The sequence below is a fragment of the Clostridium sp. K13 genome, from assembly GCF_019734195.1.
Classification (GTDB): domain Bacteria; phylum Bacillota; class Clostridia; order Clostridiales; family Clostridiaceae; genus Clostridium.
On the sequence record NZ_JAASHM010000033.1, the window covers coordinates 24,144 to 36,065 of the forward strand.

The 11,922-nt window shown below is 26.3% G+C and carries 14 protein-coding genes and 2 pseudogenes; all 16 read left to right on the plus strand.

The genetic code is table 11. The features are described 5' to 3' along the window. Positions 1–112 precede the first annotated feature (112 nt). Positions 113–253 carry a hypothetical protein gene (locus HCG76_RS14950; RefSeq protein ID WP_156327490.1) on the plus strand — a complete coding sequence of 47 codons (141 nt, stop codon included), beginning with the start codon at positions 113–115 and terminating at the stop codon, positions 251–253. A 40-nt stretch (positions 254–293) separates the two neighbouring features. Continuing rightward, the gene (locus tag HCG76_RS14955; RefSeq protein ID WP_055277843.1) at positions 294–821 is read left to right on the plus strand and encodes a hypothetical protein; all 528 of its coding nucleotides are present in this window, start codon (positions 294–296) and stop codon (positions 819–821) included. Between the two features lie 73 nt (positions 822–894). Continuing rightward, positions 895–1,278: a hypothetical protein gene (locus HCG76_RS14960; RefSeq protein ID WP_221701122.1), complete on the plus strand. Its 384-nt coding sequence runs from the start codon at positions 895–897 to the stop codon at positions 1,276–1,278. A gap of 175 nt (positions 1,279–1,453) precedes the next feature. After that, positions 1,454–3,169 carry a recombinase family protein gene (locus tag HCG76_RS14965; protein ID WP_221701121.1) on the plus strand — a complete coding sequence of 572 codons (1,716 nt, stop codon included), beginning with the start codon at positions 1,454–1,456 and terminating at the stop codon, positions 3,167–3,169. A 65-nt stretch (positions 3,170–3,234) separates the two neighbouring features. Continuing rightward, the gene (locus HCG76_RS14970; protein ID WP_221701120.1) at positions 3,235–4,167 is read left to right on the plus strand and encodes a ParA family protein; all 933 of its coding nucleotides are present in this window, start codon (positions 3,235–3,237) and stop codon (positions 4,165–4,167) included. Positions 4,168–4,187: 20 nt separating this feature from the next. Then, on the plus strand, positions 4,188–4,811 hold the full coding sequence (locus tag HCG76_RS14975) for a hypothetical protein (protein ID WP_221701119.1): 624 nt from the start codon (positions 4,188–4,190) through the stop codon (positions 4,809–4,811). Between the two features lie 387 nt (positions 4,812–5,198). Further along, positions 5,199–5,864 carry a response regulator transcription factor gene (locus HCG76_RS14980; protein ID WP_005211993.1) on the plus strand — a complete coding sequence of 222 codons (666 nt, stop codon included), beginning with the start codon at positions 5,199–5,201 and terminating at the stop codon, positions 5,862–5,864. Then, positions 5,861–7,306: a sensor histidine kinase gene (locus tag HCG76_RS14985; protein WP_005211996.1), complete on the plus strand. Its 1,446-nt coding sequence runs from the start codon at positions 5,861–5,863 to the stop codon at positions 7,304–7,306. The genes HCG76_RS14980 and HCG76_RS14985 overlap by 4 nt, the downstream gene beginning before the upstream one ends. 208 nt (positions 7,307–7,514) lie before the next feature. Next, the gene (locus HCG76_RS14990; protein WP_221701118.1) at positions 7,515–8,873 is read left to right on the plus strand and encodes an ABC transporter permease; all 1,359 of its coding nucleotides are present in this window, start codon (positions 7,515–7,517) and stop codon (positions 8,871–8,873) included. A gap of 11 nt (positions 8,874–8,884) precedes the next feature. Then, positions 8,885–9,517, plus strand: a complete 633-nt coding sequence (locus HCG76_RS14995; RefSeq protein WP_005212002.1) for an ABC transporter ATP-binding protein — start codon at positions 8,885–8,887, stop codon at positions 9,515–9,517. Positions 9,518–9,564: 47 nt separating this feature from the next. Further along, complete coding sequence (locus tag HCG76_RS15000; RefSeq protein WP_005212003.1) at positions 9,565–9,927, plus strand: hypothetical protein; 363 nt, start codon at positions 9,565–9,567, stop codon at positions 9,925–9,927. A 333-nt stretch (positions 9,928–10,260) separates the two neighbouring features. Continuing rightward, positions 10,261–10,473 (plus strand): hypothetical protein, encoded by a 213-nt coding sequence (locus HCG76_RS15005; RefSeq protein WP_042397347.1) that lies wholly within the window; start codon positions 10,261–10,263, stop codon positions 10,471–10,473. A gap of 41 nt (positions 10,474–10,514) precedes the next feature. Beyond that, positions 10,515–10,829, plus strand: a pseudogene (locus HCG76_RS15010) (hypothetical protein). Between the two features lie 66 nt (positions 10,830–10,895). Beyond that, positions 10,896–11,234 (plus strand): hypothetical protein, encoded by a 339-nt coding sequence (locus HCG76_RS15015; protein ID WP_032116770.1) that lies wholly within the window; start codon positions 10,896–10,898, stop codon positions 11,232–11,234. A 20-nt stretch (positions 11,235–11,254) separates the two neighbouring features. After that, complete coding sequence (locus tag HCG76_RS15020; protein ID WP_032116769.1) at positions 11,255–11,560, plus strand: hypothetical protein; 306 nt, start codon at positions 11,255–11,257, stop codon at positions 11,558–11,560. A gap of 74 nt (positions 11,561–11,634) precedes the next feature. Further along, positions 11,635–11,922, plus strand: a pseudogene (locus tag HCG76_RS15025) (hypothetical protein); the annotation flags it as partial.

Genomic DNA, 11,922 nt, shown 5'->3' on the forward strand with positions numbered 1-11,922 from the left:
ATACTAGCTTCAAAGCTAGAGGAGTTAGAAGAAGACTAAATAATCTACTAAGCATTGATCCGAATAAGTTCAATGCTTAGTGAAACTAAAATAATTTTAGGGGGAGTACATAGTGAGCATTAATAGTCAGTTAGAGAGATTAGCATTAGAATATTCAGCAAGTATAAGAGAAGAAGATGTAACACTAAAAGAGCAAGAAGAGATAATGAACAGTGAATGGTTTATAAGTTGGATGAAAGAATATCATCAATAAATAAAGTTGAAAATCAATAAGATTAGAGGGAGAGATAAACATGGCAACTATAAAGAGAGATGGAAGAATTACAGAAATAGAAGTAGGATGTAAGAAATGCAGAATAGTAGGCTATCAATCAAATGGTAGAAAGGCTATAAAAAGAAATGTATTTAAACAGGGATACATAACATTTGAGCTTGAGGATGGAACAGAAGTAAAACAATATATGCTTATAGCACCATGGAATACATATTTATTTTATAAATTAATTAAGGCTATTAAAGCAGAAGGTTTTAATATATTCAATGAATGTGATGCATTTGATGAAAATGAAATAATAGGTAAGGAAGTAGTAATAGAATTAGAAAATGAAGTTAAGGATTCTGGTGAATATATCAATGTTACTAATATCTATAATGTTGAGGAAGGAGAGATTATCATAGCTTATGATAATAAGTTAAAGGAAAAGAAGTATTCAGAAATGGAGAAAAATAAAGAAATGAGCATGGAGTATATAAGAAGTAAAGCAAATGAAGTTATTCCACAGCAGGAAATTACAAGTGAAGAGGACTTAATGAACTTTTAGAGGTTATATAGGTACTTTAGTTAACATCTAGAGTACCTATATTTAGAGATTTATAACTGGAGGAGAGATAAAAATGATAAATATAAATAAAATAATGAAAGAAAATGTATCAATTAATATGAGTTTAGATGTAGAAAATAGAGGATTGTGGGAAAAGGGAAATCAATTGGGATGTGATACTATAACTTTAACTATTCCAGTTAATGAGATATCTAATGATATAGATATTGATAAGCTAGAAAATGACTTACATTTTGGAGTAAGTAATTTTACTATAAATAGCAACGAAGTAAAATTTAATATATTTACTGGAGAAACAATATTCTTTAGTTCTTTAGTATCTATATATGAATATATAGAACACTATGTAAGTTTCTTATGTGAAAAGCTAGATAGATTTACTAGTGAAAGTTTTAAGCTAGAGTTTGATTTCTATATGTCTTTTATGGAAGATTAAAATAAAAGTAATATATTCAATTAATATTAAGAGACTAACTTTAAAGTTTACTCTTAATATTAATTGGAGAAATACATAATAATAGATAGTAATATTTAGTTCTAGAAAATATCTAAATTAATAGATAGATATATATTATAAATTTGATAATTTAATAGTGAGGGAGAGCTGTAAGATGATTAATAATTATGTATCAATTGATATCTCAATACAAGAATTAATAAAGAGAATTAATAGAGTCCCTAGAATAGCAATATATTGTCGTGTAAGTACGACAGAACAGGCAGAAACTGGTTACAGCATAGATGAGCAAGAAAGATTGCTCATTGATTGGTGTAACAAGAATGGATTAGAAGTCTTTAATTGTTACTCTGACAGGGGTATAAGTGGAAAAAATATTAAGAACAGACCAGCGTTAAAAGCATTATTGAAAGATGTGGAAGATAAAAAAGTGGATATGGTAATTTCCTGGAAATTAAACCGTATCAGTCGTAAGCTTGCAGATGTTCTTAAAATAATGGATTTACTAGAGAAAAATAATGTTACATTCAAGTCTTATTCAGAGCCATTTGAAACTACTACACATGTAGGAAGAATGCAAATGCAGATGATGGCAATGATTGGAGAGTTTGAACGTGGGACAATCTCTCAAAATGTAAATGTTTCCATGTGTGCTAAGGCTAGAGCTGGAGAATGGTGTGGTAACCGTGTGCTAGGCTATGACTTAGTACCAATGGAAGGTACTGAAAATAATAAGAGAAGAAAATCAAGATTAGAAATAAATAAGGAGGAAGCAGAAATAGTAAGGATAATATTTAATGAATATGCTAGTGGAAAGGGGTATAAAGCAATTACTAATAAATTAAATAAGTTAGGGTGTAAGACTAAGAAAGGTAACAATTTTTCACAAGGTTCAATTAGAGATATCTTAATGAATCCAGTATACATAGGAAAGGTTAGGTACAATGTTAGACAGAATTGGAGTGAAAAACGTAGAAGAAACATCAATCCAGAGCCAATAGTGGCAGAAGGAATTCATAAAGCTATAATTGATAATGATACATGGGATAAAGTTCAAGTAATGCTTCAATCTAAATCTGGTAAACCTTCAAGAGTATATGATGGATTTTACCCATTAACAGGAATATTAAAATGTCCTAAGTGTGGATCTGGTATGGTTATTTCAAGAACTACTAATGTACTAGCAGATGGAACTAAGAAAAGAATAGCTTATTATTGTTGTGGGTCATGGAAAAATCAAGGTACAAGTATATGCAATTCAAATACTATAAGAGTAGAGAAAGCTAATGAGTATGTGTTTAATAAACTTTCAAGTGTTTTATCTAATGATGAAATGATTAAATCAATAGTAAGAAACATAAATAAGGAAAGAATAAAGAGAGTAGACCCAAGTAAAAATGAGCTAGAAAGAATAGATAAGGAGCTAGAAAACATAGATAAGAAAAAGAGAAAGATTTTTGAAGCATACGAAGATGACATAATAACAAGAGAAGAATTTCTTACTAGAAAAGATGAGCTAAATCAAAGGGCTAAAGTATTACAAGAGTCAAAGGAGCCTTTATTAGTTACATTAGCTGATGATGTTAGTGAAGAAATATCTTATGAGTTTATTAAAAGCGTACTAGATAATTTTAGTAAGTTGTTAAATAGTAAAGAGTCAAGAGAGCAGAAGAAGAAGTTATTACATATGATAATTTCTAAGATAACAATTAATGAGCTAAGAGAAGTTGATTCGATAAACTTAACTATAAATGACAAGTTAGTAGATTATATAAGTAAGGAAGAAGGAGTATCTATAAAGGATGCTCCTTCTTCTTTTATGTTAAGAAATGTTGGCGTAAACACATTGAATTTGAATATTATAATATAAATATTAATTAACATAATATAAATTAAATGGTATAATATACATATTAAGAATAATGGAGGGGTAATATGGATATAATATCATTTATAAATTATAAAGGTGGAGTTGGAAAAACAACATTAACAGCTAATGTTGCTGCTGAATTAGCATATAGGGGGAAACGTGTATTAGTTGTAGATTTAGACCCTCAAACTAATTTAACATTATCATTTATTGATTTAGATAAGTGGCAAGAGTTGGATGAAGAAGGCAAAACTATAAAGCACTGGTATGATGAATTTTTAGATGCGGATTTAGATGAATCATTATCAGAATTAATAGTTGTACCAGATAAAGTAAACAATATTCTTAATCAATTGAATTCTCAAGGATATGTTCATTTAATAAGTTCACACTTAGAATTAATTAATTTAGATATGGAATTAGCTACAAGATATGGTGGTAATTCAGAGAGAACAATAAGAAGCAGTTTTCTAAGACTTTTTTCAAGGTTAAAAAAGGGACTAGAAGAAGTGGAAGATGACTATGATTTAGTATTAATTGACTGTCCACCTAATTTTAATATAGTAACACAAAATGCAATAATTGCTAGTAATATGTATTTAGTTCCAGCTAAAGCTGATTTTCTATCAACTTTGGGTATAGACCAATTAGTAAGACATATTGATGCATTAACAATTAAATATAATAATTATGTAAAACAGGATGATAGTTCAAGATGGGAAGAAATAAACCCTCAACTAACAGGAGTAGTATTCACGATGATTAACATTTATAATGGAAACCCTATACAAGCTCAAAATACATACATTCATCAAGTGAGTAGAGCTGGATATACAGTGTTTGATAATTTTATAAGAAATAATAATACGCTATTTGCAAATTCTCCAGAATATGGAGTACCAGTAGCTTTAAATACAAACGTAGAAGGCATATATTTAGATATAAGACAAGAAATTGAAAGTGTGGTAGATGAGTTGATTTCCAAAACAGGTATATAAAAATATACGGAGGTGATAGAATGGCTAGTTCTAAAAAGGATTTCTGCATAGTATCAAAGATAGTATTAGATTTAATAAATGGATTAACAGAAGAACAATTCAATAGTTTATTAAATGGTACAGCAGATGTAAGATATGTTGAAAAAGGTCTAGATAGCGAAACGAAAGAAAAGTATAATGAGATACTATATAGATTATCAGTAGAAAATGATGATTTAAAAAGAATAGAGTTTATTAAAGGAAATGAATATTTAAAAACAAAAAATAAATTGGTGGAATTTTGCAAAAATTTCAAAATAGAAATTAAATCTAAAGATACAATAGATAGTATAATCGAGAATATAATTAATTATATAGATAAAAATAAAGAAAATATATTATATAGATATAATAGGTCAGAAAGCTTAGAATTAGGTATAGATGAAGTGGCTAAAAAACTAGAGGAAATTATGGATATAGATGAAGCTAAGAAGCTAATACTTGAATCTAAGGCTGTTGAAAGTAAATCTAATTTAATGAAGCTTTCAAAAAAATTAAATGTATTTACAGATAGAGAAGCAAATTATGATACAATTATGGATACAATAATAAAATCAGTTGTTGAAGCAAAAATACGTTCATATACAATAAGAAAAAAAATATAGAAATTTAATTAAATAATCTCATCATATTTTAATTATTAATATGATGAGATTTTATTATAGTAATAAATGAACCTCACTTACTACTGATACGGAGAACCGTACCATAAGTAAGTGAGGTTTTTACTGAAATTAGGTTAATAAATAAGGGAATTTGAGAAGGAGAGGGTTGAGAATATTATCATTTAAGTAAGCCTTTATATATAGAACTTTAGTGATAAATTATATGTGGAATTGGTATATAAATAATATTATTAATTTAATGTTAAGAGTGTTAATTTATGAAATTAGCACTTTTATATTTATAATATAATTGAAACTTTATGTTATTATGTATTTATAAAATAAATTCATTTTGATATATATTATATAAAATGGAGGAAAATATAAATGAAAATTAATATATTAATTGTTGAAGATGAAAAAGAAATAAGGGAAGGCGTAAGTGAATATCTAGCAGAGGTTGGATATAGCGTTATAAGTGCAGAAGATGGAATGCAAGCAATAGAATTATTTAAGAATAATAAAATTGATTTAGTAATTTTAGATATAATGCTTCCAAAGGCTAACGGATTTGTTGTTTTAAATAAAATTAGACAAGAAAGCAATGTTCCAGTAATTATGTTAACAGCAATGAGTGATGATTATACCCAAATTATGAGTTTTGATGAAGAGGCAGATGATTATATTACAAAGCCATTTTCAATAATAGTTTTACATAAAAGAATAGAAGCACTTCTTAGAAGAGGAGTAAAAGTTAGTGAAAATAAAAAGTGGTGTTATGGAGATATAGAAATTGATTTTGAAGGATATTCAGCAAGAAAGAATGGCGAAAATATTGATTTAAAACCTAAGGAAATAAAATTAATAGAGTTATTATTAAAGTATGAGGGAAAGGTTTTAACAAGAGCACAAATCTTAGATAATTTATGGAGGATTGAAGAAGCACCAAATGATAGGGTTATTGATGTATATATTAAAAATATAAGAAAAAAGTTGTTATTAGATTGTATAGTAACAGTTAAGGGAATTGGATATAAATTTGAGGAGCAATGATGAATAAGTTAAAGCTATTTTCAAAAACATATATATTTACCATGGGGATAATAAGTGTAATAATTTTAATTTCAAATGTTTTAATTTATTTAGCATTACCCAAGGTATATGTGAATAATAAACAAAAGGAAGCTGATAAAATTATTGAAGATTTAATTGAACAAGTAAATAAATCTGATAATAAGGAATCATTTAAGATAGCAAAGAATTTTGCTGAAAAATATAATATTCAAGTTTTACTTACTATAGGAGATGAAAAAAGGGTATTTCAAGGTTTGCACAAAGTAGATATATATGTTAATGAAGAGGAAATTACAGAAAACTCTTTAATAATTCCTAATTTAAGTGGTGAAAATATTATAGAAAGTTTTGATGATGAAAATGGAGAAATATTCGGTCAATATATTAATATAAATAATTTATCAATAATAAAAAGTAGGGACTTTAAAAAAAGTAATGATGTAAATGGAAGTGCTAAAATAGTAATGGATTTAGAATCATTCACAGAAACAAGAGATATTATATTAAAAATACTTCCATATTCTATTTTTATAAGCTTGCTTATAGCACTTATTGCATCATATATATATGCAAGAAAAATTACAACTCCAATAAAAGAAATTTGTGATGTTACAAAAAAAATGGAGAATTTAAATAAAGAAGCCTTTTGTGAGGTAAAAACTGAAGATGAAATAGGAATATTAGCAGCTAATGTAAATAGTTTATATGAAAATTTATTAAATACAATTGTATCATTGGAAGAGGAAATAAAAAATGTAAGTGAATCTGAAAAAATTAAGGTGGATTTTTTAAGAAGCGCATCACATGAGCTTAAGACACCACTAATGAGTATGTATATAATGATTGAAAATATGCTATATGATATAGGAAAATATAAAAATCATTATATATATTTAGAAAAATGTAAGGATATAGTTAGTGAATTAAGTAAAATGGTTCAGGAAATTTTAGATACTTCAAAACTTAATATAATAAATAATAAAAATGAAAGTGTATTAGATTTAGGTAGTTTAGTTCAAAAGAACATAGAACCATATAAATTAATAGCTAAGTCAAAGAAAATTAATATTAAAATGAATTTAAAAGAGTCTTTTAATATTAAAGTAGATGAAAAATTATTTACTAAAGCAATTTCTAATATTATTTCTAATGCAGTAAATTATACTGATGAAGGAAAGGAAATAAGAATATATATAAAAGATAAAAAACTTATTATAGAAAATGATTGTAAGCCAATTTCAGAAGAACATTTAGCACATATTTTTGAGGCATTTTATAGAGTTGATTTTGATAGAAATAAGAGTAGTGGGGGGAATGGGTTAGGATTATACATAGTTCAACAAATTTTAAAAATGTATAATTTAGATTATTCTTTTAAATCAATATTAACTGGAATGAGTTTTGAAGTTGATTTTAATTAAATATTTGAAATTTGTTCATGTTTAATAAAAAATAAAATAGTTGAAAAATAACGGGTATTAGATTAATAATATCCTTATTTTTTTATAAAAAATAATTTAATTAATACGATTCTTAATGAATTTTATAAACTTAATTTTTAAATTTCATAAATATTTCATATTAGGTTGATAGAATGTACTCAAGTTAATAAACAAGGAGGACATAAATATGAATGTATTTAAGAGATCAATATTATATATAACAAGAAAAAAAATAAAAAGTATTATTATGTTATTTATATTATTTGGAATAGCAACGGCAGTTTTAAGTGGAATTTCAATTAAAAAGGCAGCAAATATAGCAAGACAAGATTCAAATAAGGATATGGCAAATACTTTTGAATTACAAGCTAATTTTGCGGGTAATTTTGAAGGAACAATTCCAGAAAATTTAATTGATAAGGTTTCAAAGGTAGAAGGTGTTAAGAATTATGATGCAGCAATTCAAGGAGCTGGTTTAGATTTAGAAAATGTAAATTATATAAAACCTGAAAAAAATGTAGTTCAATATAATGATGATTATAAATATGAAAAACTTTTTTCTGTAGAAGCACATAAAAGTTCAGAATATGATATTAAGTTTATAAGTAAATCATTAAAGCTGATTGATGGTAGACATATTGTTGCTACTGATAAAAACAAGGTATTAATTCATAAGGCTTTAGCAGAAGCAAATAATTTAAAAGTTGGAGATACTATAAAAGCAACAAAGAGTGATGGAGATTTTAATGCATCAACTTTATCTAAAAGTGATTATGACCTTGAAATTGTAGGTATTTTTGAAAGTGAAAATACTGAAAGAGCTGGACATAAATTAGAAATGCCAGAAAATCTTTTAATTACTGATGTAGATACTATTAAAACTTTATATGGATATTCAGATGGAAATGTAAAATATACAAATGCTACTTTCAATACAGATACTGATGTAGATAAAGTAACATCAAAATTTAAAGATATTTCTAATGATTGGAATAAGTATACAATAGTAAAAAGTGAAGATACATTTTTAGCTTTATCTAAGTCTTTTGATTCTTTAGATAAGATTATAAATATGGTTTTAATTGGAGCAATAATAGCTGGAGTAATAATACTTTCATTAGTGTTAGCATTTTGGATTCAAGGAAGAGTTCATGAAACCGGTATATTACTTTCAATAGGAGTTTCAAAGTTTAATATTATTTCTCAATATATAATTGAATTATTACTTATAAGTATATTAGCTTTTGGAGGATCATATTTCTCAAGTAAGGTAATTTCACAAAATATAGGAAATACAATAGTTGCACAAGCAGGTAAGCAAGCGGTTCAAGACGTTCAAAGTGGATTTGGAGGATTTTCATTAGGAAATGATGTTAATAGTTCTTTAGCAACTCGTACAGTAGATGAAATAGATGTAAAAGTAGAGGTTGAAGAATTAATTTATGTATATGTTATAGGAACAGTTATTATCATACTTTCAGTAATGGCATCATCAGCATCAATAATTAGATTAAAACCAAAAGAAATATTATCCAAAATGAGCTAGGAGGAAAATAAATGTCAATTTTAGCATTAAATAAAGTTAATTATTCATATAAAAATGGAAAAAAAGTTTTAAATGATATAAGCATGGAATTTGAAGAAGGAAAACTTTACGCTATTTTAGGGGCTTCGGGTTCAGGAAAATCAACGTTATTATCACTATTGGCTGGATTAGATGAACCTAGAAATGGCGAAATATTATATAATAATCAAAATATAAAAGTAAAGGGATATGAGAATCATAGAAAAAGCAATATTTCATTAATATTTCAAAATTATAATTTAATTGATTATATGACACCTTTAGAAAATTTAAAAATAGTTAATCCCAAGGTGAATAAGAAAATATTAAACAATTTAGGGTTAGCTGATGATGAAATTAATAGAAACGTATTACAACTATCAGGGGGACAGCAACAGCGTGTTGCCATTGCAAGAACACTTGTTACAGATTCACCAGTAATATTAGCAGATGAGCCAACGGGGAATTTAGATAGTGATACAGCTGATGAAATTATAGAAATATTAAAAACAAGTGCACATAAACATGGAAAGTGTGTAATAGTGGTTACTCATAGTAAGGAATTAGCTAAAAAAGTAGATGTTGTACTTGTTCTAAAAAATAAAAAACTAACACAGATTAATTAATAAAAATTATATTATTAACAATAAGTTTTTAGAAGGAATAATTAAGTATGAAAGTAAAACATTTTAAAGATGCAAATTTAATAAGTAAAGTACTATATGTTATTTCAATAATTATATTAGCATATACATTATTAACTATATATAATTCACATGTATATATATTATCACTTGTAGCATCAGGTAAGATTGTGGTAAGTAAAAGTATATTAGTGGTAATAACATATTACATTAATTCATCATTACCGTATGCATTTTATTCAATAGCAACATTTTCTATGGGATATATTATCAATGAATTAAATGTTAAAAGGGAAGTAGAAAAAGATATAAAAACTGATTTAGAAGACTTTAATAAATTAAATGAAGATGATAATGAATTAGAAGAATTAATAGAATATTTAAAAGATTAACTAGCTGTTAAGGATTAATTTAGAAAACTCTTGATATTCACTTGAGAAAGTTATTATGATGTTAGGGTAATGGGCAAGATGGTAAGGGATAACAAGCAATTGGATATAAAGTAAGTTTTGAGAAGGAGTATCAGTTAAGGGTGCTCCTTCTTCTTTTAGGTTAATAAGTTTTGGAGCAACTATGTTGAATTTGAACATTACTATATAGAATAATATGGGGATGTAGATCATAATTAAATTATAATTTTAAAAGTATATTAGAAAAGGAGAAAAGTAATGAGCAAGTTTACAACCTAACTTAACACCGATACGGAGATTCAATTACATAGTCCAATGCATACTCTTCTTGAAAATGTAGGTCATGAAGTTGAGAATATAGATTTTATATATTTTGAAAGAGCATTTTCTAATGAAGTTAGACCACAAAAGGGAGAAAGCAAAGAATTATATTGGTTTACTAAAGAAGAAATTGAAAGTAATGATACTATAAAACCTCATGTTAAAGTAATGGCATTAGATGCATTACGTATTTTAAGTAATATATAAATATATATTATGATTATGTAGTATATAAGGAGGTTGTATCTATGAATAATGAGATTATACGTAGAAAAATGACAGAGTTTCCGTAATGGAATGATAGAAATGGTTGTTATACAGATGAAAATTGTGATTTAGAAGAAGTACCAAGAATGACATATGATGATTCAGTAAAATATTTCTTTGGTGTGATGAATGATGATTTCTACTATAACATAACAGATAATATTTTTGAATTATCTTATGAGGAAGTAATTAAATATGCTAAAGATAATAACTTCTATGATTCAACATATGAAAAATTAAATCTGTTAATAAATAATGATAAGCCAACAATAGAATTTTATAAAAGTTTACTTTAGTAAAGCTCTTACTTGTATTTAGATATGCAAGTAAGAGTTTTTTATATGTAGAAGGGAGAAAGTATAATGAAAAAAGTTTATAATGAAAGTCAATTAGTTAAATTAAATAGCATACCAGTAGAGGTTATTGAATTCGTAAGAGAAATAATAGTTATATTAAATGAAGCATATGGAGAGGATAGGAATGTAGAATCTGACTTAGGTGGATATGTATTAATAGCAGAAAATATAGTAGATATCGAAATATTGAAACAAGATAAGTTACAATGTTTAGTGCCAGAATATACTGATGTAATAGAAGTTATGAATGGAGAAAATTATACTTCAAGCTTATACTTACTTTCTAGCGATTTTTCAATTGTAGTAGTATGTACTGAAGAACTTTCTAAGTTCCTACTGGAATAAGATAAGGAGGTAGAATTAATGTGAGTAAGAAGAGTGAAGAAAAGATAATCAAGGAAACTAAGTACTGCAAGATAAAAAGCCAAGGAAAAGTTGGAGAAGGAGAATACACATACTCAATAGAGAAAATCTACATCAAAGAACTAAAGAGAGATGAAGTAAGATTCTGTGTCTACAAGGCAACTAGAAGAGGTGATGAGACATACATTCCAAGAAGTCTTGATGTAACAGAGCTAGAACTAATAGAGTTAATAAAAGAGTCAATAAGTAGAAAAGTATTTTCAGAAGGATTCATTGAAATGTTAAAACAAGAAATAAATAAAATCTAAAAGTCTTAATTACTACAAGTATAGTGATTAAGACTTTTTGCATTTAAATAAAAGTATAGAAAGAGGTAGTATAAATGTCTAACAAAGATAATGTATTCATTGCAGTTAATGAAGAAGTTTCTTCAATAATTCAGCAATATATAATAAGAGAAATTAAGAAGGTATTAGATAAATATAAGAGCATAACAACAGAAGAAATAAGAAATGTAGAAAAATTAATAAACAGTATAAGCAATGAAGAGTTAAAGGAGGAATTCCTAAATGATTGGAGCATGTCAGTAAAGTTAGCAAAAGAAATTGGAGAAAATGAAGTTGATGACAGGATAATTTCTATGTACCAAAATCTAAAAGGTAATGGATTA

Bases quoted from the DNA above. Each gene is read 5' to 3' on its own strand.
- HCG76_RS15005 (WP_042397347.1), top strand. From the start codon at position 10,261: ATGCATACTCTTCTTGAAAATGTAGGTCATGAAGTTGAGAATATAGAT.
- HCG76_RS14995 (WP_005212002.1), top strand. From the start codon at position 8,885: ATGTCAATTTTAGCATTAAATAAAGTTAATTATTCATATAAAAATGGA.
- HCG76_RS15015 (WP_032116770.1), top strand. From the start codon at position 10,896: ATGAAAAAAGTTTATAATGAAAGTCAATTAGTTAAATTAAATAGCATA.
- HCG76_RS15000 (WP_005212003.1), top strand. From the start codon at position 9,565: ATGAAAGTAAAACATTTTAAAGATGCAAATTTAATAAGTAAAGTACTA.
- HCG76_RS14955 (WP_055277843.1), top strand. From the start codon at position 294: ATGGCAACTATAAAGAGAGATGGAAGAATTACAGAAATAGAAGTAGGA.
- HCG76_RS14980 (WP_005211993.1), top strand. From the start codon at position 5,199: ATGAAAATTAATATATTAATTGTTGAAGATGAAAAAGAAATAAGGGAA.
- HCG76_RS14970 (WP_221701120.1), top strand. From the start codon at position 3,235: ATGGATATAATATCATTTATAAATTATAAAGGTGGAGTTGGAAAAACA.
- HCG76_RS14975 (WP_221701119.1), top strand. From the start codon at position 4,188: ATGGCTAGTTCTAAAAAGGATTTCTGCATAGTATCAAAGATAGTATTA.
- HCG76_RS14990 (WP_221701118.1), top strand. From the start codon at position 7,515: ATGAATGTATTTAAGAGATCAATATTATATATAACAAGAAAAAAAATA.
- HCG76_RS14965 (WP_221701121.1), top strand. From the start codon at position 1,454: ATGATTAATAATTATGTATCAATTGATATCTCAATACAAGAATTAATA.
- HCG76_RS14985 (WP_005211996.1), top strand. From the start codon at position 5,861: ATGATGAATAAGTTAAAGCTATTTTCAAAAACATATATATTTACCATG.
- HCG76_RS14960 (WP_221701122.1), top strand. From the start codon at position 895: ATGATAAATATAAATAAAATAATGAAAGAAAATGTATCAATTAATATG.